This is a genomic window from Pseudomonas sp. PvP089, from assembly GCF_017875165.1.
GTDB lineage: Bacteria > Pseudomonadota > Gammaproteobacteria > Pseudomonadales > Pseudomonadaceae > Aquipseudomonas > Aquipseudomonas fortuita.
The window spans coordinates 169,423-192,078 of record NZ_JAGGME010000002.1 but is presented as its reverse complement, the minus strand read 5'-3'; the positions used below and the strand labels follow the sequence as shown (position 1 = coordinate 192,078).

Below are 22,656 nucleotides of genomic sequence, written 5' to 3'. Positions count from 1 at the left end.
TAGCAACGTCTCTACTTAGGAGCGCTGGGGTTCTGTCCCATGAAATAGCCCACCTCCTGGTGGGGTATTTCACGAAGGCGAAGCCAGTCGGAATGTCGCTCATACCCCGCCGCGAAGGGAATCAAATTATCCTAGGGTCAGTAGAGTTCGAGCGCCTGACCTGGGCGAATGCCTGGATAACTGCTCTTGCGCCCCTATTTGCCTTGCCAGGCCTTTATGCGCTCGCCTTTTGGCGAACCTCGAATCATTCGGGGGGACTGACTTTGGTGGATCTGAGCTGTTGGATTCTGGCAGGGCCGATAATCCTGCACTGCTGGCCATCGAGGACAGACTGGCGATTGGCCCTCATCTCGTGGCCCATTCTTGGCTTGGCTTTGCTAGCCGCGGCGCTGTACGTCTGGAGTCAAGATTTGTCGTTCCTGTTGGCCTGGAGCAGTGTGGCGTCGTAGTCAGGGCGCTTCATGTGCTTATGCGTCGCAAGCCAGTTGGTTGCGAAGCTGGTCGCGTCGTTCTGCTCTTTTGAGCTGAGCCCGAAGGACGATATGCCACCCGAATTCATCCCCGGTTTTCCCTTGTTAAGGCCGACGTAGATCATCCACCAGGAAGCAGCCATCTTCTTGTTCTGATTCATGCTATGGCCATTTTTGTACATGGCCGAGAGGATAGCCGGTGCGTTGGGCTCGCTGGCTTGCGCCGCCTTCGTCAGCCAGTTGTACGCTTCCTGATACTCTCCCCGCTCGTAGAGCATGCGCCCAAGGAGGTAGTAGGCAGTCACGTTACCGCGATTGGCGCCTTCGTTTGCCCATGTCCAGGCCCTGTCACGGTCGCCTTTGTTGAGGTAGTAGAGTGACAGGCGTACAGCGGCGAGGTCGACGGATGCGTCCTTCACAGAAGACTCGAACATCTCCATCGCCTTGGCCTCATCCTTCGCAACACCACGGCCAAGTAAGGTAAGGACGGCCAGATTGTACCTAGCAAGGGGGTAGTCAGTGCTGGCGGCTGAGAAATATGCGGCAGCGGCAGCGCTGTCCTTCTTGACGCCTTCGCCGTGATCCAGCAGATAGCCCACCACGTTCTGTGCTCGGCTATTCCCGCCCTGGGCGAGTTCAAAAAGCTTCGGCAGTGCGGCCTTATCTCCGGCCTTGTAGGCTGCCCACGTCCGAAGCACGTCGCCTCCCTCTCGGGCGCTAGAGAGCAGCCCCTTCATGGCAGAGGAGATATCTGGAAGGCCGGAGTCCCCAGCGGCTTGGCTACTGAAGTACGCAGCGGCGGAAGTGTTTACGGAGCTGTCAGCTGCACAGGTGACGCTGGCGAGCGCTAGGGGCAGCGCCAACAAGGCCGGCAGTCGATTCGATAAAGCCATGTTCTGATACACCTTGTTTATTGATACGCGTAATGTATTCTTAAGCGCATGAAAAAACTATCCCTCCTTTTGCTTCTGGCAGGTGTGCTGACCGAGATGTCCTCGGCTGCTCACGCGGACTGCTTCGCCGACGCTGCTGCCCGCTATAGGGTCAGCGAGAAGCTGCTCCGCGCCATCCAGGTCACCGAAAATCGCCCGGGTAAAGCTGACGCAGTGAGCCCTAAGAACAGCGATGGCAGCTGGGACATTGGGCTGATGCAGATCAACTCATCTTGGCTCCCTGCGCTGTCGAAATACGGCATCGGTGAGAAAGAGCTTTTAGATCGCTGTGTCAGTGCAAATGTTGGGGCGTGGATCCTAGCAAGCAACATCGCCTCTCACGGCCACGTCTGGAAAGCTGTTGGCGCATACAACAGTCCCAACGAGAAAAGTCAGCGAATATATATTCAGAAAGTCATGAGCAACTATGGTGGTCTATAAATGAAACAGATATTCAGCAGTTGTTTTGCTGTCCTGTTATTCGGGTGGATACTGTACACGGTATCGCCTGAAGAGCCCTGTGAGCGAGTAGATCGAGGGGCTTTACCGATACGAGTAGTTTTTGATGCGGTTCGTTGGGCTGGCACAAACTATCTCAGTACTGACTCACGGATTGATTTGCTGCTTTGGAGCATTGCAGCCGATAAATCCGTGCAAAATTTCATCTCGCGTTTGTTCTATGGCCCAGAACTCACTTGCTCTAGCGGCCAGGCTAAATAGGAGCTGACTGTGGCAAAAGAACCAGATCTCTTTATTTTCAACTCGCAATCGGATAAGCCTGCGGCCACGTACTTGAATGATTTATTCCTGAAGGCTGCTCAGAATAGAATTCCGGATATTCATTTTCAGTGGGTTCAAGGGCAAGTGCATATCCAATTGCGTGAAGACGGTAAGCTCAGGCACTTTGATACCGTAGAGCCGGTGATGGGCAAAATGATCGATACGAAAATTCGATCGCGAGCCACCATGGACCTCTCTCAGCATCAGATTCCCATCGACGGGCGCATCGGGTTGAGATATCCGGGTATTGAGCTAGAAGTTCGAGTGAGCTTGGTTCCAAGCCACAACGGGCAAAAAATCGTATGCCGGTTGCTCGATCAAGAAAACGCGTCTATGGACCTAGAACGCATCAGGATGCCAATGCTGGTTGAGCATGCTTTCCGCGAGATGATCAACGAGCCTCAAGGGTTGATCCTCGTCACAGGTCCAACCGGCTCAGGAAAAACCACCACCCTCTACGCTGCACTCAACGCAATCAATGATGGAACGCTCAACATCTGTACGATCGAGCATCCTGTTGAGTACGTGGTCAAGGGTTTTGTCCAAATCAACGTTACACCCCAGCTCAGTTTCGCCTTGGGTCTTCGGGCCCTGTTGCGTCAGGATCCAGACGTCATTCTGATCGGTGAGATTCGTGACCAGGAAACCGCGCAAATTGCCATTCAGGCTGCGAACACCGGCCACCTGGTATTCGCCACCTTGCACTCCAACAGTGCCGCTCAAGCTGTCCCGCGGATCATTGATCTGGGTGTCGACGCCCAGACACTCGCTTCCGTTCTAATTGGCGTGATTGCGCAAAGACTGGTCCCTACTCTGCGGGCAGATATAGAGCATGAGTGGACGCCCATAAATGATGTTGAGCGTATGTGGTTGAAGAAAAATGGGCTACCAGCAGTGACTGGAGACGTACCACTTGCGACATCGAAAGATGCATTCTCTGGTAAATGTCCAATCATTGAACTTATTAGATCGGATAAGCAAGTACGCGCCGCCATAGTCAGTGGCGGTAGCGAGATGACAGTTCTTAATGCTGCTGCGCGACAAAACCAATTCGACACGTTAGGCCAATCTGCAGTGCGGATGGTGACTGATGGCGTAACCACTATGGCACGGATACGGACCCTGATTAAAGACGACTCAGTTAAGCCGACAGTCAGACGCATCGGCGATGTTCTGATTGCGCAAGGCAAAATCACCTTTACACAAGCGAATCAGGCAGCCGAGCTGCAACTCCGCTGCACTATTGAAGGAAAGGTGAAAAAATTCGGGCAAGCCCTCATCGATCTGAAGTTAGTCTCCCAAGATGACGTGGTATATGCGCTTGGCTTCACCGAGGGTGCTGTCGAGTTTTTGAACGACCTGGCCGCCGCCCGAGAAATTAACTTCAGGGCACTGAAGGAAACTGTTGAACTGTGGCGTACCGAGCGTAATCAAGAATCGATTTTCGACATGCTCATCGAGCAGAACCTGATCAGCAAGGAACGGTTATATGAAGAAGTTTATAGTGCAGATGGCTATGGCAGCCGTACTGGCCACACCAGTTCTCTCAATAGCGCAGGAGTTGCAGCCATCGCTGCCGTATAGGGAGGTTTCGGCTCAGGCTGAAGACAGTCACAAAGTAGTTGTGTTCTTCTCGTTTGCGTGCCCAGTCTGCGCTTCATACGACCAGACCTTCTCACGCTGGGCCAAAACGCTGCCGCCCGGCTGGTCAGCTGAATTCATTCCTGTGGCGGTTCCCGACAAAGGGAATTACTTGGCTGCTCGTGCATTCTTCGCTGTCCAGGATGCAGATCCGAACCGAGTTGCTGCATTCATGTCAGCGGCCTATACGCTGATCCAGCAAAACGGCATGACAATGGAGGACCCCGGCACGTGGTCGAGAGCGGTAGCGATGGCAAACGTCCAGGGTTTCAATGAGGCCTGGCATAACGTCACGCAACAAAGGCTGGAGAGAGCATTTGCCAAGCTCCTCACGTATGGCGTCGACGCCACACCGTCCATGGTGATCAGCGGTAAATATGTGATCACGCCTGACGATGTCTCAGGCGATAGTGCACTCTATATGAACCTGGCCAACGGTATGATCTCTAAGGTGATGCAAGAGCGTTAATACTGGTTGTTTGGTCTGTCCGATAAAGCTTGTGAATACGCCTAACCCCCGTACCGTCGGGGGTTTTGCTTTTGTAGAGCAAGCTGCGGGCCTGGTTAGACCTCCATGCTATCCGCTCCAGGCACCCTGCGGCCCTCGTCAAAGATTAACCGAGATGCCAGGTTGAGCCGAAGGAGATGCTTGGGGCGGCCGTCATGGAGATTGAGTAGGAGGCAGGTACGCTCCCTTCGTCCTCTCACACCACTGTGCGTACGGTTCGGAACACGGCTGTTCAGGTTGATCCCATAGTTTCTTCGGCAGCGCCTGATTCATATGCGGCGCTCCGGAATTTCGCCATGGACCTCGGCCACCGCAGCCAAGCGGGTTACGCTTGCGCGCAACGCGCCATGCCTGACGCACTACGAAAAAGCCCGACTATGTCGGGCTCTATTCAGGTACCTATGGTTAGTGACTGCCTCCTCTGGTTGTAGGCGGCGTGGTGTCCCCGTCACCCTTGTCATCCGGGCCCACAACAGTGTTCTGCAAGGTCATCACTCGCGTAGCTGGCGCTGGTTTCTCCCCTCCGGAGAACGGGGATTGGTACGCATCCGCTGCCCCCATCATGCCCTCGCCATATGGGCTACCTTGCCCATTTTCTGAGACTGCTGGTTGTGGCTCCCCTGCTGAAAGACCGGCGCTAGTCGCCGATTGACCACCGGCGGTCATTAACCCCCCTCCAGACCCTGTCATCAGGTCACCAGCTTCAGCGTTCGTGTTCATCGGTGTGACAAGGGGCTGACCTAGCGCTGGGGCTTGCGCATTCTCGCCGGGAGCAGCCATCAAGTTGCCTGCATGACCACCTAAGGGTGCGAGAGCATCAGCTGGCGCCGGCATTGGAGCTACAAGAGGCTGACCACTCTGTGCCGGAGCGGCTTCGCTCTGAAGCGCTGAGCGCACGCTTGAACCAGGCTCATAACGTTCGGGCTTGCCGTTGGAGGCGACATCAGCGTTGTAGCTATCAGCCATTTTGTCGGCGGCAATCATCATGCCCGGAACCACTGATACGTTTCCAGCAAGCTTAGTAGCGCCGGCAAATTCACGACCCGCCGTGCTCGCAGCCGCCGTGGCGTCTTTTGCGGTTTTTGCCGCCTCTGCTACATGTTCGGCGTGCACAACACGCGAAGCTTGACCTTGGCCACGGAGCAAAGCGGGTACTTCGTGGCCTGCGGCGTTGACAACGCGTGCTGCCTGCGCAACCTCGGTACCAGCCTCAGCGGTCTTGAGAGCAGTTGCGGCCCCACGCGCTGCCATAGCAGCCCTTCCCGCTTGCGCGCCTTTGAAGACTGCGCCTCCCCACCCTGCGCCGGGAACAAACATCGTAGCAGCCGTCACGGCCATCGCCGTTTTAGGGTTCTCTTGCTCCCACTGTTGCTCTGCCTGGCCAGCGCCCACCAGTGTGTTCTTGATGGGGTCTATCGACATAGTGTCGCGGATCTGTTCTGGTGCAATTGTGGTATCTGCATTCTGGGCAGCGGTTTTGGCAGCCCGAATTTGTTCCTGCCCTTTTGAGTAGCTGCTTGGGAGCTGCGAGCCGATAAACGTTTCTCGGTCCTCATAGGAGCGATAAGGGTCCATGCCAGATGCTGCCTCTTTGAGTTCCTGAGGTTGAGGGGCTCCCGTTGGACCAACCTGGTTAGGATTCACCCCGGCAACATTCAAAGAAGGGGTGCCGATATTTGCCCCGGATATCGGGCCTCCAGGGTTATCAGCGACTTGATTAGCTCTGCCGCCTACACCTGCGAATTTGGCAGCATTTCCTTCGGCAGGCCCACCAACAACATTTCCGGTCATAGCAGATACGACATTGGCAAATTCAGTGTCGGCACCGATTGCTTTGAGAGCCCACATCTGAGCTGCTTCCCGCGCCCCAACCATACCTACGGATTGTTGGTTATAACGGGTTTCCAGTTCTGGGAACTTCTGGTTGAACGCTGCTCGCTGCGAGTCAGACAAGCCTGCGATGGCACTATTCAGTGCTTGCAGACCCTGGGGGGAACGGCTGAGATTACCTCCCGTTGTCTCCTCGCTGATTAAGGCGTTTGCCGAAACTCCAGCTACAGCAGAGGTTGCTTGCTGGAATCTATTGAACGAGGACTGGGTATCCGCTGTGGTTGAGCTCAGACGCCGGCCAAGAGCATTCTCTGTAGCAGCTTCTCTACCAGTGCTGTGAGAAAACGCGTCAGCCACTGAAGCCTTCCAACCGGACATGTCGCTTTCGTTCTTGGAGATCTCGGCACCAAATTGTGAGGCGACCTTGGTTGCCTGGTCTTTTGTCATTTCCTTGCCGGTTGCGTTTGCGATACCAGCTTTTACACCTCCAAAGAGACCACTAAAGCCAACATTGGCTGCAAATTCTTGTCTGAATGCATCCTTCTGCTGGCCTGTGAAGCCCAGCGAATCAGCAATGCTATCGCCAGTCTTCAGTGCCTGCTGGGTAATGTTTGTATGGGCTCGATCAAGTGACTGCATACGCTGGTCGGTCCAGCTGTCACCCGATTTATACGAAGACATCTGGCGGAGCGAGGCTTCGACAGCTGAAGAACTTTCGCTTCGTTTTGAATGATCCGAGCCGAAAGCACTTTGCAAGGCGGTGCTGAGCTCGTTCTTCACGCCTGCAGTATTCCAATAAGCTCCAGTCGCACCGAGGCCGTTTTTGACGCTGCCCGAGTGCTCAGACTGGTATTGGTTACGGCTTGCAACATCGACGTGGGCGCCGTTCTTCAGAATATCAGGAGATTGCAGTTTTTCGTCATTGTGGTCTCGGCCGGACCAGCGACTGGCCAGGCTCACCATGCCATAGGCCGTCAGGCCTAGCATTGCTGCTGAGATTAGCGGTGTCGCAGCCAGCATGTCCGAAGCTATGCCAAGCCTAGTTGCAAGGACGTCGTAATAGACGGCCTTCAAGTTACTTGGTACCAGCCCTTGCTCTGTGAATTCATTCAGCTTTTCAGCGACATCGTTCTGGATGTACATCTGAATCACTGCGGAAAATGGCAGCCAGGACGTGGTCCAGATACCGAAACCGAGAAACTTCACATACATCATCAATGACCCAGCCCCTTTGAACAGGCTGTAAATAATTACGATGGGGGCGAAGCCGAAGAAAAGGATCTGAAGAAAAACCATTGTTGGCATCATAATTTTGGCAAAGAAACTGCCAGATGCCGCAGCATCAGAACGGAACTGCTCGTCTTGCTGAGTCAAGGAAGTCATACAGAGGTTGAAACTGTTTTGATCGGAAATACTGTCCAGGCAGTTATATGTGCCCACGATAGAGTTGAAGAACAGTGCGTTCACCATGAAATCATCAGCGCTTTGGGCTGATGACCAGAGCGAAGGCACTAGGTTGGTAATCGCGGCCATTACATCGTCAGGTGTGTACTTGCTGCCAGACGGGCTCTTATCCTTCATGCCAGCATTGATCATTTTCTTCGCGTTTGCCGAAGATGGGAACGCGTCAACCTTTGCTGATAGTATTGTTTGCGCTTCCGGGCAAGAAAGCGCTTTGCCACCAATGTTCACATTATCCCAGTAGGTGGTTAGACCCGAGCCTCGGGAGTTGTCTAGCACGTAAGAAACAATATTCGTGGACTGTTGAAAGTTCTCGATGCTGAAAGTCGTCGATCCTGGAACGCAGTCAATCACATATTGTTTCAGACTGGCCACAAGATACGGATCCACATTTTCCACACCTTTACGCAACGTGAGCAGCAATTTCAACGGGGTCACAAAGCCGTTTTGAGTAACAGCCATATAACTTCCGGAAGTGCTTTGATAAGCCGTGTTGATCTTCTCAAATAGGCCATACATGGTTGTTGTGAATAGGCTGGCTGGTGCCGCTATTACTAGCGGAACATTGTCAACTTTGTTAACCGTTCCAGTGTAAATGTCTTCAATTTTCACATCGGCTGTGATGGTGCAGCAAGCAACCATCATGGCAAAACCAAAGAGCCCCCCAACAGGACCGTTTGCCGGTATGAACTGTTCCGAGGCACCCTTCTGGATTACGAACATAATCCCAGAGATTAATGCAATGAAGCCGCCTACCAAGTATACGCCAGTCATGAAGCCTTTGGCGTTGAATACCATCGCTACGCTGTTTAGGGATGCTCCGATCAACTTGTCGTGCAGCCGCGGCAAGTTGCAATTTTCCAGGCACCTACAGCGTCATTGGACGAAAAGTGACCGAAAAATCATGTACGGAGAGCTTTTTCGACCGGTTCTCCGTGTTAAACGCGAACCTCACCCATACCCATGAGCTGTTTTCGAACCCTCCACAGGTTTGCCAGGGCGAACAGCGTGGTCAACTGAGCCGTGTTTTTCATCAGCCCACGAAAACGTACTTTCACGTAACCAAACTGCCGCTTGATCACGCGAAACGGATGCTCGACCTTGGCCCGTGTCTGAGCCTTGCAGAACTCGATCTTGCGCTTGGCTTTGTACAGTACGCTGCGCTGGTTCAGCTTGGAATAGGTGCTGCGACGCGCTGCAATCTGCCAGATCACCCCCCGATTTTCATGCTCTTCGCGCCTTTCGACACCGGTGTAACCGGCATCTGCATACACGGCGTTTTCTTCGCCATGCAGCAGTTCAGCCACCTGCGTGACATCGGCCACATTGGCAGCGGTGCCATGGACGTGATGCACCAGGCCGGACTCGACATCGGCACCGATGTGCGCCTTCATCCCGAAGAAATACTGACCGCCTTTCTTGGTCTGGTGCATCTCGGGATCACGCTTGCCTTCTTTATTTTTGGTCGAGCTGGGGGCATGAATAATGGTGGCATCGACGATGGTGCCTTGGCGCAGCGACAGGCCTTTTTCCTGCAGATAACCATTGATGACCGCAAGGATTGCCGGTGCGAGCTGATGCTTCTCCAGCAAGTGCCGGAAGTTCATGATCGTGGTGTCTTCGGGGATTGGCGCGCTCAGCGTCAGGAGTGCGAACTGGCGCATGGGCGTGATTTCGTAGAGCGCTTCTTCCATGGCCGGGTCGCTCAGGGAGAACCAGTTCTGCAACAGATGGATGCGCAGCATGGTTTCCAGAGGATAGGGTTTGCTACCGCCGCCGGCCTTGGGGTAGAACGGTTCGATCAGCTCCAGCAGGCCTGCCCAGGGCACCACCTGATCCATTTCGGCGAGGAAGCGCTCTCGGCGGGTTTGCTTGCGCTTGCCGGCGTACTCAAAGTCGGAAAAGCTCATCTGGCTCATGGGCGGCTCGGATCAGGTGTTGCGGGGATTCTCGCATAACTGAAGGCTTGTTCGGAGATTCCCTAGGCGAACGCAAGGCTTAGCCACTCACCCCGGGAGAATGACCATGAAACTGATTATCGATACCGATGTTTGCAAACGCAAAGTTCAAGCTCTGTCGCTTGAGCTCGCTCTGTTCATCAGCGCGTGCTGCAATCGCTTGAAACTGATCGTTGAGATTGCTGTGATGCTGGCTAAGGCCGGTTATTTCAGGATGTTCTTTTCGCAGATCTACACCACCAGCAACATCGATGTAGACGGCTTCCGTAACGTGTTCGAGCTCGAAGGGTATCCCAGCGTCACGCCTGGCCATGTGCGTTTGCACTATCGCCAGACGGTAAACGGTCACGAGAAGGCTCGCACCAGCATGCTGGTTACTGTGCAGGAATGGGATGCAGTGGCCCGCCGTGTGGCATTCGGTTCTGGGCGCTTGGCTCAAGCTGATTAACGTTTTACAGCACCCGGCCTCACCTGAGGCCGGGTTTTTTATTACTCGCCGTACAGCGCGTCCCACGCCTCTTGGACTGCTTCGTCCGAGGCGTCTCTGAGCTCATCCAGGCTGACGTCCGCATACCCGCTGGCATGCAGCAGAGCGTCGGCGTCTGACGGTGAAAGCCCTCGGCAGATTCTGTGAATTTCTTCGCACCGGCCATAGTTCCACGCCTCATAAACCTGTGCGTTCCAGGTGATGCCCTTTTCGATGTGCTCGACCAGGTCCCGGGTCATGACATAGCGCCCCTGGAAGTAGATGCAGGAATTCAACGCGCAAGCTGATAGTTCGCCCAGGCCTTCTCCCCGACGCTTCGCAATCTCCAAATCAGCCCAGGAGCTCAGGTTGAGTTTGAAGCCTGGCTCCCAAGCAATGGTGGTCAGTTCGGTTTTCATAGTTTCTCCCGAAGCCCGGCGCGATGCCGGGCTCGATCATGTCAGTGGACGGTGCCAGGGGCTTGTTGTTTGTAGATCTTCTGCAACCTGGCCTCGGCAAGCTTCGCGATCTCAGGCTGCGCACGGAGGCGGATGGTATCCAGGGCCAGCATGGCGCTGATGTCGCCGGTGATCGACGTGAAGGTGGCATCTGGTGAGCAGCCATCGTCCAGAACGGACTCTGCTTCTGCAGAAGCCACAACGAACGTAGGTACCGATTCGACTTTGAAGGCCTTGAACAGATTGGGGTTGATCTCCCACGGCACGCCGGCCTTATTCACTTCCAGCGCAGCCTGTTTGGTCTGCATCTGGGAGCCGTTCTTGAACCCTCTCACGACCATGACGGCACCGGTTTCGCGGGCTTGTTGCGCCAGTCGCTCAAGCTTGTCCTTGGGCATCGAGAACGACACGAAGATGATGAAGTCGTTCGCGCCATGGCCACCCTTGTTCCCGTCCTTGGCAGCGTTGAATCGCGCAATGACGTCGTCGAGCGACTCGGTTTTGGTGGGAGGTGGCGCGTCGATGACCGGTACAGTGGCCTTGAACGTGCCCGCCTTCACTGGGTCAATCTTCCCGTTCAGAGCGGCACTACGAGATGCCGCCTGCTCCTGCATGATCTTCTGGATAGCTTCGTTGGAAGGCATTTCCAGCTGCTGGGACACGGCAGGCCCGGCGAAGAAGCTAGTTGCTAAGAGTAGCGCCGCCGCAGCAGTCGCGTTTACGGAAAATGCCATAGCCAAAGTCCTTGTATCCTGGGAGAGGGAACTCAGTGTTCGATTCGGTCAAAATGGTCGACCGCCCGATAGGAGAGCAGCACTTGCCTGCGATTTTTGCGGTCTCAGGCTTGGGGTAGAGGCGAGTCAGCTTGTACTGCCGCTTGTCCATGATGATCTGCGGGTAGTAGCCGCACATGGCGTCACCCCCCATTGCTGCCCACTGGGTGCCAGCAGCGTGCAGTTTTGCGAGGATGCGCGTGGTTTGCAGCCTGGCGGTTTGCTCCATGCTCAGGTGGGCCTCGTTACGGCCGGTCAACGGGTACATGTGGCCGTACGAGCCGGCGGCCCAGAAGATCGTCGACAGCGGGAAGCCTGCAGACGCTGCAACGGCATCGGCGGACATGGCCCCGATCGCCAGCATGCTCCCGAAGGGGAACGCGTAGGGGGTCAGGATGCCGGCGAGCTCGTCATCGTTGTGGGTGGGGTCCGCGAACGACATCCAGGGCACGTCGATACCGCGGTTGTCCATGCACGTGTCATCCAGGATGGCGCCCATCACATACATGGCCGGGTTGATATAGAAGTTGACCTGCATGAACGAGTCGCGGGTGCTGCCGATGCCGCTGCTCTGATCGTCAGAGATGTAGCCGAAGGCATCTGCGTTCACGCCTACGTTGACCTTCACCCCACCAAGCAAGGGGAAGCATCCCGGTACCGTGGTAACGTCGGTCATCATGTCGAACTCCCAGAACGAGGTGGGAATGCCGACCTTGGGCGGGTTGTCGCACGTGCAGAATGCGCTTTTGTTGCCACTGTCGAAGTCTTCCTGGCCATCGGAGATGAGCTCCGTCGAACCGAAAAGCTTGATCGGGAACATGCAGGACCAGCAGACGTCCGAGATCAGGTTCGGGAATTTACCGGTGCACACGCCTTCTTCAGCAGAGCTGACCGTACTGAGCAGGGTCGTTGCGACAAAGCCCAGGGCCATAAGCAGTTTTTTCATAGCTTCAACTCCTCGATCTGGAGTTCCCTACCCTTTTGGGTCAGGACCGCGGGAACGCGCTCGATCCCGAATTTCTTCGTGAGAATGCCCATCTGGTCGAAGTAGACCGGGCGCCCCCACTCCCGATCGAGCTTCAGGAACGAACCTGCGACCAGTACAACTTTGTCCCGGGGGTGCTCGTCGGTTCGCTTCTTGGCGTACTGCAGCTGCTTGGGATCGCGGGCGTCGATGAAGATGATCGCTTTGCTCAGGGTGATGTGGTCCAGCGGATTGATGCGAGTGCCCGCCGGCACCAGGATGTTGCCCAAATGGTCTTTGACGGTTTCAGGGTACGTGTAGGTCGGGTCGTACATCCTGATCTGTGGCTCAACGACGGGGCCAATGCCGGGTAATGGCTTGGGGTTTTCGGCTCCGGCCAACTGCTTGTCGCGGTAGTCGTTCCAGAACTTGTCGAGTTCGCCTTTCTTGTCCATCGCTCTCAACCGACCTTGGATCATGTCGATTGCATCCTGCTCCTGGATCTCCCAGGTGTTTCCGTACTTGCCGAGCTCTTCGGCATGAAGGGTGGATGACGCGAGGTAGAGGGCGGTAAAGAAAGCGGATACGCATAAGCGGCGTAGCTTCATCACAACTCCAATGAGAATGCCCAGCCCGGGGCTCTTGATGATCGGGAGATCAAAAACCAACGTGGCCATCGAAATGGCCACGTGGAGAAGACTGTCGGAGGGGATCAGGAGCCGCCGTTGAGCCAGGCTTCCAGACGTTCGGCCGATACCAGGCCCGGCATTTTCCGCCCGTCTTCGCTCACCATCGCAGGGGTGCCCTGGAAGCCGATGCTTTCGGCCAGCGCGATGTTGCGCTCGATTGGGTTGTCGCAATTCTTCGCTGGCGGCTGGGTCCCTTGCGCCAACGCTTCCCATGCAGCAGCACGGCCAGCTTCAGGCAGGCACCAGACCGACTCAGCTTTGGCACGAGCCTGCGGGTGCAGCGACTCCAGCGGATACATGAAGGTGTAAATGGTCACGTTGTCCAACTTGCTGAGGACCTCGGTTTCCAGCTTCTTGCAGTACGGGCAATCCGGGTCGGAGAACAGGTAGAGCTTCCGGGAGCCATCGCCCTTCACGCGGGTGAACGCATCGGCCAGCGGAAACTTCGAGACGTCGATTTTTTCGGCGGCAGCACGCTTGGGCGCCGTCAGGTCCTTGCGGGTCTGCATGTCGTAGATGCTGCCGAACATCAGGTAGCGACCGGAGGAATCGGTGTAGGCAATGTTCTTGCCCATGGTGATCTCGTAGATGCCGTCGATCGGCGCTCGCTCCACGTTGGTGAAGTTGGTGGAGGGGTATTTGCTCTTGAGCGTGTTGATCACGGTCATGATCTCGATGTCAGCGGCAGCTGCTGGCGCTGCAACGGCTGCTGGAGCGGCTGCTGCAGGGGCCTGAGCCGCCTCTGCTGCGGGCGCAGGGGCCTGGGCGAATGCAGCCAGCGAGCAACTGGCGAGAGCGATAGCAACAGCGAGCTTTTTCATCGTCAACCTCAGAATTGGAAATGATGCAGATAGATTATGTGTACGTGTGAACATATACTAACAATACCGACAACGCGTGACTATACGCAGCCAGTATTAAATGAGAGTTATGGAAACCGTGCAGCCGCCATCTCACCCGTTGCAGCAACTGCACCAGGCCTATCGCGTCATCAACGAGCGCTTCTTTTCTGGGGCATTGCCTGGCTGTGAAATCAGATTTTCGACACGGCTAGGATCCGATGGCCACTATCGGCCTGGCGCTCTTCCGAGTGGTGAGCTCTGTCCGGCCCTCGACCTGATCGCTATTGGGGCGCACCTATCGAGCAGCAAGATGATCGAATCGCTGGCGCATCAAGCCTGTCATCAGTATCGCCAGCATGCCGGGCAGCCCCCGCGGCGGGCATATCACGACCAGGTCTGGGCCGATAAGATGGTTGAAATCGGCCTGCAACCGTCCAGTACCGGTCTGCCGGGTGGTCGAATGACCGGGCAAAAGGTGTCGCACTACCTGGTTGAGAACGGGGGAATGAGTCTCCTCATTCGTGAGCTGCTCGATCAAGGTCTGGACATCACACTCGCTGCAGCGGTCGGTCCGGGCGGCGGGCGCCGAGGTGCGAGAAAACAAGCCTGGGCACGAACGAAATACACGTGCGCGGGCTGCAAAAAATCTGTCCTTGGTGGTGACCAGTACAACCTGGTGTGTGGTGATTGCCAGCTGCCTCTAGCGCCAGAACTCGCCTCTGGAGGGGGCCTCGAAAGCGAAACGCCCTCGACGGGTGGACTGCTACATCCTGCACCCGGTTCCCGGACCCAGTCGGCGGCATAAAAAAACCCTCGAACCATTGGTTCGAGGGTGTCGGTGTAGCAGTTAAGCTGTGCTGGTGAGTCGCAAGAACTCGGCCGACTACGTGCGCCGAGGTGCCTCCGTTACGTTGTCTGCCGGAACTGGAATGCCGTAGTGCTCGGCATCGTGATACAGCGTCGAGTTGGGGTTGAGGAACGACAGATCATCTACGACCCAGCGACCACCATTGCTCCCCCCTGCGAGGTAACAGCATTTGGTGCCGGCAGGTACGTCAACCTGGTAAACGGTGCGGCCTACCTTGAATTCGACTGAAGCGGCGTTGATGGTCTTGCCCAGTTTTGCGACAGGGGTGCGGGTGCTCATGTGTATCTCCTGAAAGGCGTTTTTTGCTGGCAGATCAATAAGTGAACAAGTCACCCGCCGAACCATTGCCGTTGTTGAACTTCGTACCGCGAGGCACCTCGAACCAGCTGTAGCCGTTGAAAACCTCTAACTTCCCGTCACACACACGGGCTTTGAAGTAGCGCTCACCCAGCTGCGGGTGGTAGGCGTAGATACCCGCCCCCTTCAACAGGTGATCCTGAATCTTGTTGCGTGCTTGAACTGCGGTGAGAGTGGCCATCGCCTGCTCCATACATGTGAGGTGCCGGGGCACCGTGCCGCCATCAGGCGTTGAACTTGCCTAGGGAGATGCGTTTCATGCCCGCGTAAATCCACAAGAAAAAACCCGGCGCTTGGCCGGGTTGGATGGAGCGTTTTTAAGCGTGTAGCTGGTAGCTACCCGTTACCTTGGTGCCGCGCATGGCGCTGTAGTAATTGACGCGTTCGATAAAGGGGATGGCCTTCAACGCGGTTGAACAGAAGCCATGCGTCGAACGAATGGTTTCCAGCGTGTCTCCGGTTGATAGCTCCCAGAGGAAGATGGTGCCCCCATTGGCATGAACTGCTGCTTTGCGGGTGATCTGGGCGCCTTTCATCAATCGCGAGGCTTCGATGATGGGATGCATGCCGCCACCCGTCACTTAGCTTTTGCGTTGGCGACGAACGATTCGAGCTCCTTGACGGTCGACCCGAAATTAACCTTCTCGCACAGCACTTCGATCTCTTGGGTTGACAGGGGGGGGAGCTGACCGGCGTTGCTTGCGATATCAAGCAGGCCGGGAACTGCAGACGCACCACTCCGGAGAAACTCCTGGTAGTGGCGAAGTGCGGCGAGCATCGTACCTTGCTCACGGTCACCGATCAGAACTGCAGTTTGAGTGGCTTGGATTTTCTGGGACATGCTGATCTCCTGGATAAAGCAGGTCTTGCGATGACCTGGTCCATGGAGATGTTGAGCATCGAGCAATAAAGTGGAGGGAGGTATGAGTGGCAGCGGGTGAGAGCGGTGGAGACCGTGATCTCGACTAGGCCGGCGATCGGCCCGCGGGGCAAAGGCAAGCGTCAGTGCTTAAGTTAAGTAGGTGCCAAGAATCGAAACAGGACCATGGCTAAAGAAAAGCTGATCACCCGAATATCCGAGATCGCTGAATCACTCAACGAGCGCCAGCGTGCCTACCTCATTGTGGCGTATGACGAAGACCAGCGAGCCGAGGAAGTGAACTCCGGGCCAGGCTCCGCCCCGGCAAGTCAATGGCGGTGGCTGGAGTATGGTCCTGACGGACGGGTTCGAAAGATGACGTACGATGGCCCGTTACGATACGCACTCGCTGAAATGAAGCTGGTCGGTCATGGCGCCGGCTCAACGTGGCACTCCCTAGAAAACCGAGGATTGTTGAGCACAGATCACCGGCCGATAGGCATGGGCGACTTGCTCTCTCTATTTGTCAGGCTCACAACTGACGGCAGGAGGGTAGCCAGGGTGCTCAAAGGCCTGCCAATGCAGAAGCCTAAAATTGACGCGGCCAGCAAGCCGATGTCGCTTACTGGCCTGCGCATTCTGCACCAGGGACAACAGCAGCCCACTGAGTACCTCGATCCGTTCGAACCATGGATCGGGCGAAGCTACTATCCCCCTCCCCTGGTCGTGCTTGGCATCGCCCGTGGACTAGCGAACAAGGGGCTTCTGGTAGCTGATAGGCGAAAACTCAGCTTCAAAATCTCCGCTGCGGGCTTGGCTGTCGCGATCGAGGAGGCTGAAAACTGGAAGCCGTTCGCCCGGCCGGCATATGGTGAGCCAGGCTGGATCGAGGATGTATTGAGCAAAGTGCGGTCATAGCTTGCTAATGCCTGGCGCTGATCATTGGCAAACGGCTCGACAGATTTACGAATCAGATTATGGGCTGCTCCATCAGCGTCTATGAGTGCAGGAGCGCCATTTCACTCACCTTGACCGGAGCCGCCGTCTTCAGCAGGCTGATGCTGTACCGTCATTGGGAGCAGTACCGCCAGCAGCTTCCACACTATGATTGTTACTGCCACGCCAACCACGAGACCAAGGCTAGCTCGCACCAACAGTGTCCAGTCGTTGGGCCCATTCAAGAGTTCACCAGGCGCCAGCAGGGACGAAATACCCAGCAGCTCATTGAGCTCTGTCGGGTACACGAAGATGCTGCAGACTAGCACTGCCCAAAATCCGACTTCGCCGGCCGTCTTTCGCGCACGCGAATATGTTGAACTGGTCATGGTGACACCTTGCTCTGCCCTGCCTCGGCTTCGAATTCGGTAAGCGTCTTGGCGTACATATCAGGATGCTGTTTGTCGAAGGCCGGCATATGCTCGGTTTCAACCCACTGACCGCGGACCTCGCCTTTAGCGAGCCACGGTCTCTTACTACCTGACGGCTGGGTCCACGCGCTGACGCCAATGCCGAATGACGCGATTTGTTTGGCGGTAATGAACCCTTGCTTGCGCATGAGGACCACTACTTTCAGTGCCGACTCTTTCCAGGGCGTGAGCCGCAAAGGTGATGGAACCCCTGCTGGCAGGTTTGTAACAATGGAGGGTACTCGGCAGCGCTCTGCAGGCGACCAGTCGAACATGCGTTCATCAGAGACAGCACTGCGTTCTGCGTAGAAGAGCCGATGATCAAGTCCGAACGTGTGCACATAGCCTTGCGCTGTCCATGATTCATAAGGGCAGAGTACTTTGACACCAAGCCGACGGAGCATTTTGGCTATGCCGGCACTGGCATCGGTAATTTTGCTGACGATGACCAGGCGATGATCTGGGCCCGGGCTTTCCCAAAAGTCGTCCCCGTGATTGGGCAGTATCTGGTCGGCGACTTTGGCATTCAGCGAAAGCTTCGCCTCGACGCCAATTTGTCGGCCATCGTCGTGCACCACCAGCACATCGAATCCCGCCGCTTCGGGGTAACACGTCCACCCCGGGATCTGGTTGAACTCTTTGATGAACACCTCGCAGAGCGTCGACTCTTTGCTGATGGTTGGAGGCTTTTCCCGGCTGATGGGCTGCATGCTGAGCTCGGCATGCTCCCGACGCTGCTGCTGTTGCTGGGAGAGTATGGTGGCCATCATTGTCCCTCTTGGATGGATGCAGGTGTTGGCCACCTGCAAGGTCCGGATTGCGAATTCGGTGGTTATGAGAGCCTGGTGAGCTCAATCAGCGAGCGTTGCTCGGAAGCCTGGCCAGATGTACCGGCACACCAAGACTTGAAGCGCCTTGGCCAGTGCGAGCATGGCTACGCTACACGCAACACCAGCCCAACTTTTGGCTTGCTCCGGCGCAGGCGGCCATATCTGTTGGGTAAACCACTCAGCCAACACCAGAGCTGCAATGGCCACCAGCAGCACCAGGATTGTTTTTAACTTGCCTATCCGGATTCGGAACCCTCTGGTACAGAAAAATGCGAGGAAGAAGGCTGCGGTTCCTCAGTCGCTCATTAGAGCTGCGCCGGCGGGGCCGCCGACCAACATACCCAACACGGTGCTGATGAGGTGATAACCGGCAATGAATGCCGCGAGTGCCGTGTACGGGTGCCCACCCTGAGGCTCGGAGATCTGATCGGAGTAAAACAGCTTCATGATTTGACCCTTGCTGGAGAAACAACGATTGATGGCCATCGGTGAGGTCAGGTCATACTGACTCACCCAATAACGCGTATCTATACGTCGAATGATTTTGAATGCTCGGTTTGAGTTTGTCTATTCCGATACTGTCAGTATCCTGCGGGCCATGATGGGTGCGTATCCGGTGAGCATTGTGGTGGGAATCTCCCGAAATGTCGGGCTTGCTACCCACTGAACGCTGCGCCGGAGAAATTTATAGTTTCGTGTTGCAATGGCGCGATGTTCTGTGTTTAATAGGCCTCATGTAGGCGATCAAGCCTCAACCGACCCAATCTCCTGAAAGGCTGGGAAAATCAACCGAAAGGTTGAACTTGCGACCACAAGGCCCGCTACTTCGTAGTGGGCCTTGTGGTTTCTGGCGTTCGTGTATCGGGCGCGTCTCTCCCGCCGGGCCTGAGTGTTATAACGCGAACACATACGTCGCTTGTATTGTAAATGATATCCTGTGCGGGTTGGTCATGCGGCCGACCATTAGTCCCCTTTAGGAGCACAGGATATGAGCATGAGCGAGAAGCAAGTCAGGGCGGAGGTCAACGGTGTCGGGGTGGGTTCTCTCTCGATGGAGAAGTACCAAGAGATGCGAAACCGCGTGCGGCGAGATCCTCGGACGTACGTCAAAGCCCTGATCGTTGTGATGAGCGCTTTGACTCGAACTCTGCGGGGAGCTGTTGCAGCCCTGCCAGCGGCCGTTATGGGCGTGGTGCTGCTTGCGGTCTTGTTGGAGCCCGAAGCATTCACCAGTACCCTCGCAGCATTGCAGACTGCTAGCCCTGCCGACATCACCGCGGCGCTGACCAGAATCATTGAGCTGGCGCGGTACGTGCTTGCTCCCCTGATCGGCCTCGTCGCATTGGTCTCGGCCTTCCGTGAAGTGCGGGATGCCTACCATGAGGATATTTGCCGCGAAGTCCGCATCGCCTTGAATGCGTCAGCCGTTGGCCACGTGTGCCTCAGCGTGTGCGACGTGGAGGCCGAGGCCCCTCAGTCCGCGTAAGCGTCTGCTGCCCTTTGGGCGGAGGTGATCACGCCTCTGCCTAGCCCCACTTACTCCCCCTGTTCTGTGCCTTTGGTGGTCTGCCGCCACAGCTTCCAGGACTCATAAAGCCTCTCGGCCGACACGGGCTGTGCAAAGCCCATCCACTCCGCCACCAGGGCCGGCGTTTCCCCTCTTTCGAACAGCTCAGCCGCAAAGGTATTACGCAGGGTCTGCGGGCTCGCTCGATGCTCAGGATCGCGAATGGCCTTCACCCCGGACTCGACGATCACGGCCTCGGTGATGCGGTTCACCGTCGACGGGTTGATCGCGGTGATTGTCCGACCGTTCTTGATCACTGGCGTGATGTCGCTGGGAAACACCAGGTCACCTTCGGTACCGGCCTGCAGGCGGATGTGCAGCCAGGTGGCCAGGGCCCGGGCGGCATAGTCGAATGGCTTGGTCCGGTGTTCAAACTTCGAATCCGCATAGGAAAGGGTGATCCACGGGGCGGCCTGTGGGGTGATGCAATTAACAGTCAGGCCAACAATGTCCTGCACCTTGAGACCAGCCCCTACACATAGGCCCACCATGGCCCGGTCCCGCGCCTCGCGCCAGCGGCCCCGATCGTTTTGCGCCGTCAACGGCGCCACCAGGTGCTTGGCAAGCAACTCAGCCTCCTGGGGCCGCAGAAAGCTCGTAGGGAGGTTGCCGTCAACATCCTTCCATTTGACCCCTTCAGCCCTCAATGCCTGCGCCGCGGGGTTCAGGAAGCCTGGCGCTTCCCTTTCCTTGAAGAGGTCGGCCAATACGCGCTGGATGAGCTTACGGTACCGGTCGCGTTGTGGCCTATTGTTCACTCGCTTTTCGTTCTTCTCGATCTCCGGGGTTAGGCTATCGAGGAAGTCTGAAACATCGCTTGCATCCACTTCGTCTAATTTGATGCTTTTTTGCTCAATCCAGTCGACGAATCGGCCCCATTGCGCTCGGTACACCTCCGCGGATGACACTCGGATGCGGGCAGAGGTGCCCCTGCCCGCCTGCTGGCTGATCCAGTGGTCAAATGTCTCCTTGGGCCGTTCATTCCAAGAAGGATTGTCAGGTTTGAAGAGGTCTTCAGTAGCGCTCATGGGCGACTCCGCTGGTACAGGATGGACGGGAGCTAGGTCGGCCTGCTTTGACTGTTAATTGCATGTCCGTGGAGTGTAGTGGAGAACATTTGTACTCGTCTGGTTTTTTCACTGTCAGAATGGGGTCAAGCGCTGGCGCCGGGAGCGCGGGCAGAGATTGACGGGCGGCTTAAAGCGCACAGAACAAGGGAGGGGGTATTCGTGTGTGTTTCACATCCCTGATGGCAAGTTCAACTACTTTCAGGGATCCACCATGACCAACGCGCTGCTCTCCGGCTTCATTGATTTGCTGAAAACTGCCTCCCACGTGCAGCTGATGCTGCCTGGGCTCACCACGCTTTCCACTGCGGAGATTGAAGAAACTGATTCAAGCATCACTCAGGTTCGCCTGCTGTGGGGACAGAACTGCGAGACCCTGTTGTCGCCAGCCGTAATCGCGGCCGGTCAATGGGACGGTGATACGTTCAACTGCTCCGATAACTACGGTCGGCCTGTGAAACTGCAGATGCTGGCAATGACAACGCTCAAGCCCGCGGCCGCTACGTCCAGCGAGCTCGACCGCTTGTTGCGCGATGTGCTGGTCGAAGGCCTCAGCCGACAAAAGTCGGAAGGCACGCCCATGCGCAATGCGCTGCAGGTCGCTGTCTGGGAAGGTGCAAGTTCGGTGCGGCGGTTGTTGTTCCCGCAGATGCTGGAAACGCTCTCCCATCTCCAGGACGTTATCCTCAATGCGATCATACAGGGGGGGTGGGACTGGGACTTGATGCCGCAACTGCGTAATCAAGTAACAGCTGCACTCGCGGCCGATTACGGTACCGAGGTCACTTGGAGCCCGGATAACCTATACGACAACCTTGATAGCGGTGAGATCCTGGATTACTTCTCGGATCTCCGGAAACGCACAGATAACCTTGACGACGAATCTGAGCTTGTGTGGCGAGTCCTGGTCTTGGCGGTCAACCTGCTGGAGAAAAAACAGCTCCATGAGCTGCTCCAGGGGCTACGCCGGCGACTGGAGAACACTAACGACGACATGCGGGAGCTGTGCCCGTTGCCGATTGACGACTTGCTGCGACTGATCGCAGACCCTGAGGCTGCTGCCAAGGGGGCTTAACGCTCCACCCTGCCCCGACCACGTGTCGGGGCTTTTCTTTGGGAAAAAGAAAACCGCCAGCCCGTAGGCCAGCGGTGGGTGGAGCGTTGAGTGGGGCTATGCCGATTGCAACACATAGCGTTTCTGCGGGATAAGCACGGTCTCTTCGACGACGTTCAGGCTCAGCAGGCTGATGAAGGTCGCTCGAATGTCGTCACAGGCACGATCAAATGCCTCGACAACCTCAACACGGCTCGCAAGCTGGTCCAGGGACCATTCCTGGAAATCCTCGTCCTGGTCAATCGCTTGGCCAGTTACACGAAGGGTTTTAGGTGGATGCTGGAAGTTGCGCCGACCGGATTCTCCTTCAGCGCCACAGCGGCCACAGCGATTATCACCCTCGGTGCAGGCTTGGTAGTTACGCTGAGAGCAGCTTCGGCAGTAAGACTGATAACCCGTGTATTCCCAGCTGCTTTTTGCGAGCACAAGGTAACCACTCGATCGACCGTTGCTGCCGATTGTGAACTCACCGTCCATTTCGGCGACAAAGTCCTCGATCACCAACTGCAGATCGTCCCAGTAATCGACGCAGAGTAGCTCAAAGGCCTTCTCAGTCTGCTCTGGATCCAGGCCAAGGGCATGGATCTTCACGCAGTGAGCGTAGCTTGTGGAGCGATTCCAGTGGTTCATGGTGTCGTAGCGATAGTGGCCAGCCAAGAAGCTGATCATCGCTTGCCGATCGGTGCGGTCAACTGCTGCTTTTTGGAAATGTTGCATGGGGGAATCTCCTGTTGGCTGTATGACCGGAGATGTGCAACACAGGGCAGTAAACCTGAGGCAGGCGCATTGAGGGTAATGGGCCTGGGCTTCCCCAAC

General features: G+C 56.2%; 25 protein-coding genes. 8 read left to right on the top strand and 17 right to left on the bottom strand.

What is annotated here, in order from left to right:
- Positions 1-403 precede the first annotated feature (403 nt).
- A complete protein-coding gene (locus tag J3A71_RS30770; RefSeq protein WP_016486972.1) occupies positions 404-1,363 on the bottom strand; it encodes a tetratricopeptide repeat protein in 960 nt (319 codons plus the stop codon).
- Positions 1,364-1,411: 48 nt separating this feature from the next.
- Between J3A71_RS30770 and J3A71_RS30765 the strand changes: the two genes are divergently transcribed.
- The 3 genes from J3A71_RS30765 to J3A71_RS30755 all read left to right on the top strand — a co-directional run bounded on the left by J3A71_RS30765 (position 1,412) and on the right by J3A71_RS30755 (position 4,292).
- A complete protein-coding gene (locus J3A71_RS30765) occupies positions 1,412-1,843 on the top strand; it encodes a lytic transglycosylase domain-containing protein (RefSeq protein WP_016486971.1) in 432 nt (143 codons plus the stop codon).
- Positions 1,844-2,131: 288 nt separating this feature from the next.
- Positions 2,132-3,766 (top strand): GspE/PulE family protein, encoded by a 1,635-nt coding sequence (locus J3A71_RS30760; protein WP_016486970.1) that lies wholly within the window; start codon positions 2,132-2,134, stop codon positions 3,764-3,766.
- Entirely contained in the window at positions 3,672-4,292 is a 621-nt protein-coding gene (locus J3A71_RS30755) for a thiol:disulfide interchange protein DsbA/DsbL (RefSeq protein ID WP_231995372.1), read from the top strand. The genes J3A71_RS30760 and J3A71_RS30755 overlap by 95 nt, the downstream gene beginning before the upstream one ends.
- Before the next feature lie 444 nt (positions 4,293-4,736).
- Here the strand turns inward: J3A71_RS30755 and J3A71_RS30750 are convergent, their stop codons facing one another.
- On the bottom strand, positions 4,737-8,471 hold the full coding sequence (locus J3A71_RS30750) for a conjugal transfer protein TraG N-terminal domain-containing protein (RefSeq protein ID WP_245353530.1): 3,735 nt from the start codon (positions 8,469-8,471) through the stop codon (positions 4,737-4,739).
- Positions 8,472-8,560: 89 nt separating this feature from the next.
- Positions 8,561-9,541: an IS5-like element ISPa41 family transposase gene (locus J3A71_RS30745; RefSeq protein WP_023662985.1), complete on the bottom strand. Its 981-nt coding sequence runs from the start codon at positions 9,539-9,541 to the stop codon at positions 8,561-8,563.
- Between the two features lie 106 nt (positions 9,542-9,647).
- On the opposite strand from J3A71_RS30745, the gene J3A71_RS30740 reads away from it, so the two are divergent.
- Entirely contained in the window at positions 9,648-10,028 is a 381-nt protein-coding gene (locus J3A71_RS30740) for a hypothetical protein (RefSeq protein WP_016486948.1), read from the top strand.
- 41 nt (positions 10,029-10,069) lie between these two features.
- Here J3A71_RS30740 and J3A71_RS30735 read toward each other — a convergent pair whose 3' ends face one another.
- Genes J3A71_RS30735 through J3A71_RS30715 form a run of 5 tightly spaced genes read right to left on the bottom strand, consistent with a single transcriptional unit; the run spans position 10,070 to position 13,751 of the window.
- Complete coding sequence (locus J3A71_RS30735; RefSeq protein WP_016486947.1) at positions 10,070-10,465, bottom strand: hypothetical protein; 396 nt, start codon at positions 10,463-10,465, stop codon at positions 10,070-10,072.
- A gap of 41 nt (positions 10,466-10,506) precedes the next feature.
- The gene (gene trbC, locus J3A71_RS30730; RefSeq protein ID WP_233425966.1) at positions 10,507-11,238 is read right to left on the bottom strand and encodes a type-F conjugative transfer system pilin assembly protein TrbC; all 732 of its coding nucleotides are present in this window, start codon (positions 11,236-11,238) and stop codon (positions 10,507-10,509) included.
- Positions 11,186-12,223 (bottom strand): TraU family protein, encoded by a 1,038-nt coding sequence (locus J3A71_RS30725; protein WP_016486945.1) that lies wholly within the window; start codon positions 12,221-12,223, stop codon positions 11,186-11,188. The genes trbC and J3A71_RS30725 overlap by 53 nt, the downstream gene beginning before the upstream one ends.
- On the bottom strand, positions 12,220-12,918 hold the full coding sequence (gene traW / locus J3A71_RS30720; protein WP_016486944.1) for a type-F conjugative transfer system protein TraW: 699 nt from the start codon (positions 12,916-12,918) through the stop codon (positions 12,220-12,222). Before traW ends, J3A71_RS30725 begins: the two co-directional genes overlap by 4 nt.
- A gap of 35 nt (positions 12,919-12,953) precedes the next feature.
- On the bottom strand, positions 12,954-13,751 hold the full coding sequence (locus J3A71_RS30715; RefSeq protein ID WP_016486943.1) for a DsbC family protein: 798 nt from the start codon (positions 13,749-13,751) through the stop codon (positions 12,954-12,956).
- A 109-nt stretch (positions 13,752-13,860) separates the two neighbouring features.
- On the opposite strand from J3A71_RS30715, the gene J3A71_RS30710 reads away from it, so the two are divergent.
- A complete protein-coding gene (locus J3A71_RS30710) occupies positions 13,861-14,577 on the top strand; it encodes a hypothetical protein (RefSeq protein ID WP_016486942.1) in 717 nt (238 codons plus the stop codon).
- Positions 14,578-14,655: 78 nt separating this feature from the next.
- Here J3A71_RS30710 and J3A71_RS30705 read toward each other — a convergent pair whose 3' ends face one another.
- The 4 genes from J3A71_RS30705 to J3A71_RS30690 form a co-directional block, all read right to left on the bottom strand.
- Positions 14,656-14,919 carry a hypothetical protein gene (locus tag J3A71_RS30705; RefSeq protein WP_016486941.1) on the bottom strand — a complete coding sequence of 88 codons (264 nt, stop codon included), beginning with the start codon at positions 14,917-14,919 and terminating at the stop codon, positions 14,656-14,658.
- A gap of 34 nt (positions 14,920-14,953) precedes the next feature.
- Entirely contained in the window at positions 14,954-15,178 is a 225-nt protein-coding gene (locus tag J3A71_RS30700; protein ID WP_016486940.1) for a hypothetical protein, read from the bottom strand.
- Positions 15,179-15,314: 136 nt separating this feature from the next.
- Positions 15,315-15,563: a hypothetical protein gene (locus tag J3A71_RS30695; protein WP_031325018.1), complete on the bottom strand. Its 249-nt coding sequence runs from the start codon at positions 15,561-15,563 to the stop codon at positions 15,315-15,317.
- An 11-nt stretch (positions 15,564-15,574) separates the two neighbouring features.
- The gene (locus tag J3A71_RS30690) at positions 15,575-15,838 is read right to left on the bottom strand and encodes a hypothetical protein (protein ID WP_016486938.1); all 264 of its coding nucleotides are present in this window, start codon (positions 15,836-15,838) and stop codon (positions 15,575-15,577) included.
- A 204-nt stretch (positions 15,839-16,042) separates the two neighbouring features.
- On the opposite strand from J3A71_RS30690, the gene J3A71_RS30685 reads away from it, so the two are divergent.
- Positions 16,043-16,774: a hypothetical protein gene (locus J3A71_RS30685; protein WP_016486937.1), complete on the top strand. Its 732-nt coding sequence runs from the start codon at positions 16,043-16,045 to the stop codon at positions 16,772-16,774.
- Positions 16,775-16,875: 101 nt separating this feature from the next.
- Here J3A71_RS30685 and J3A71_RS30680 read toward each other — a convergent pair whose 3' ends face one another.
- From J3A71_RS30680 to J3A71_RS30670, 3 genes are all read right to left on the bottom strand, one after another.
- Positions 16,876-17,181 (bottom strand): hypothetical protein, encoded by a 306-nt coding sequence (locus tag J3A71_RS30680; RefSeq protein ID WP_016486936.1) that lies wholly within the window; start codon positions 17,179-17,181, stop codon positions 16,876-16,878.
- Positions 17,178-17,972: a hypothetical protein gene (locus J3A71_RS30675; protein WP_033734847.1), complete on the bottom strand. Its 795-nt coding sequence runs from the start codon at positions 17,970-17,972 to the stop codon at positions 17,178-17,180. The genes J3A71_RS30680 and J3A71_RS30675 overlap by 4 nt, the downstream gene beginning before the upstream one ends.
- A 414-nt stretch (positions 17,973-18,386) precedes the next feature.
- The gene (locus J3A71_RS30670) at positions 18,387-18,578 is read right to left on the bottom strand and encodes a hypothetical protein (protein ID WP_016486933.1); all 192 of its coding nucleotides are present in this window, start codon (positions 18,576-18,578) and stop codon (positions 18,387-18,389) included.
- A gap of 508 nt (positions 18,579-19,086) precedes the next feature.
- On the opposite strand from J3A71_RS30670, the gene J3A71_RS30665 reads away from it, so the two are divergent.
- Positions 19,087-19,578 (top strand): hypothetical protein, encoded by a 492-nt coding sequence (locus tag J3A71_RS30665; RefSeq protein ID WP_169739406.1) that lies wholly within the window; start codon positions 19,087-19,089, stop codon positions 19,576-19,578.
- A gap of 50 nt (positions 19,579-19,628) precedes the next feature.
- Here the strand turns inward: J3A71_RS30665 and J3A71_RS30660 are convergent, their stop codons facing one another.
- Complete coding sequence (locus J3A71_RS30660; protein ID WP_016486931.1) at positions 19,629-20,687, bottom strand: tyrosine-type recombinase/integrase; 1,059 nt, start codon at positions 20,685-20,687, stop codon at positions 19,629-19,631.
- 253 nt (positions 20,688-20,940) lie between these two features.
- On the opposite strand from J3A71_RS30660, the gene J3A71_RS30655 reads away from it, so the two are divergent.
- Positions 20,941-21,801: a hypothetical protein gene (locus J3A71_RS30655; RefSeq protein WP_024717773.1), complete on the top strand. Its 861-nt coding sequence runs from the start codon at positions 20,941-20,943 to the stop codon at positions 21,799-21,801.
- A gap of 96 nt (positions 21,802-21,897) precedes the next feature.
- Here J3A71_RS30655 and J3A71_RS30650 read toward each other — a convergent pair whose 3' ends face one another.
- Positions 21,898-22,557: a hypothetical protein gene (locus J3A71_RS30650; protein WP_016486929.1), complete on the bottom strand. Its 660-nt coding sequence runs from the start codon at positions 22,555-22,557 to the stop codon at positions 21,898-21,900.
- Between the last annotated feature and the right edge of the window lie 99 nt (positions 22,558-22,656).

Bases quoted from the DNA above. Each gene is read 5' to 3' on its own strand.
- J3A71_RS30735 (WP_016486947.1), bottom strand. From the start codon at position 10,465: ATGAAAACCGAACTGACCACCATTGCTTGGGAGCCAGGCTTCAAACTC.
- J3A71_RS30690 (WP_016486938.1), bottom strand. From the start codon at position 15,838: ATGTCCCAGAAAATCCAAGCCACTCAAACTGCAGTTCTGATCGGTGAC.
- J3A71_RS30715 (WP_016486943.1), bottom strand. From the start codon at position 13,751: ATGAAAAAGCTCGCTGTTGCTATCGCTCTCGCCAGTTGCTCGCTGGCT.
- trbC (WP_233425966.1), bottom strand. From the start codon at position 11,238: ATGGCATTTTCCGTAAACGCGACTGCTGCGGCGGCGCTACTCTTAGCA.
- J3A71_RS30665 (WP_169739406.1), top strand. From the start codon at position 19,087: ATGAGCGAGAAGCAAGTCAGGGCGGAGGTCAACGGTGTCGGGGTGGGT.
- J3A71_RS30705 (WP_016486941.1), bottom strand. From the start codon at position 14,919: ATGAGCACCCGCACCCCTGTCGCAAAACTGGGCAAGACCATCAACGCC.
- J3A71_RS30675 (WP_033734847.1), bottom strand. From the start codon at position 17,972: ATGCAGCCCATCAGCCGGGAAAAGCCTCCAACCATCAGCAAAGAGTCG.
- J3A71_RS30685 (WP_016486937.1), top strand. From the start codon at position 16,043: ATGGCTAAAGAAAAGCTGATCACCCGAATATCCGAGATCGCTGAATCA.
- J3A71_RS30670 (WP_016486933.1), bottom strand. From the start codon at position 18,578: ATGGCCATCAATCGTTGTTTCTCCAGCAAGGGTCAAATCATGAAGCTG.
- J3A71_RS30680 (WP_016486936.1), bottom strand. From the start codon at position 17,181: ATGACCAGTTCAACATATTCGCGTGCGCGAAAGACGGCCGGCGAAGTC.
- J3A71_RS30740 (WP_016486948.1), top strand. From the start codon at position 9,648: ATGAAACTGATTATCGATACCGATGTTTGCAAACGCAAAGTTCAAGCT.
- J3A71_RS30700 (WP_016486940.1), bottom strand. From the start codon at position 15,178: ATGGCCACTCTCACCGCAGTTCAAGCACGCAACAAGATTCAGGATCAC.
- J3A71_RS30655 (WP_024717773.1), top strand. From the start codon at position 20,941: ATGACCAACGCGCTGCTCTCCGGCTTCATTGATTTGCTGAAAACTGCC.
- J3A71_RS30755 (WP_231995372.1), top strand. From the start codon at position 3,672: ATGAAGAAGTTTATAGTGCAGATGGCTATGGCAGCCGTACTGGCCACA.
- J3A71_RS30660 (WP_016486931.1), bottom strand. From the start codon at position 20,687: ATGAGCGCTACTGAAGACCTCTTCAAACCTGACAATCCTTCTTGGAAT.
- J3A71_RS30745 (WP_023662985.1), bottom strand. From the start codon at position 9,541: ATGAGCCAGATGAGCTTTTCCGACTTTGAGTACGCCGGCAAGCGCAAG.
- J3A71_RS30725 (WP_016486945.1), bottom strand. From the start codon at position 12,223: ATGAAAAAACTGCTTATGGCCCTGGGCTTTGTCGCAACGACCCTGCTC.
- J3A71_RS30650 (WP_016486929.1), bottom strand. From the start codon at position 22,557: ATGCAACATTTCCAAAAAGCAGCAGTTGACCGCACCGATCGGCAAGCG.
- traW (WP_016486944.1), bottom strand. From the start codon at position 12,918: ATGGCCACGTTGGTTTTTGATCTCCCGATCATCAAGAGCCCCGGGCTG.
- J3A71_RS30710 (WP_016486942.1), top strand. From the start codon at position 13,861: ATGGAAACCGTGCAGCCGCCATCTCACCCGTTGCAGCAACTGCACCAG.
- J3A71_RS30770 (WP_016486972.1), bottom strand. From the start codon at position 1,363: ATGGCTTTATCGAATCGACTGCCGGCCTTGTTGGCGCTGCCCCTAGCG.
- J3A71_RS30695 (WP_031325018.1), bottom strand. From the start codon at position 15,563: ATGCATCCCATCATCGAAGCCTCGCGATTGATGAAAGGCGCCCAGATC.
- J3A71_RS30765 (WP_016486971.1), top strand. From the start codon at position 1,412: ATGAAAAAACTATCCCTCCTTTTGCTTCTGGCAGGTGTGCTGACCGAG.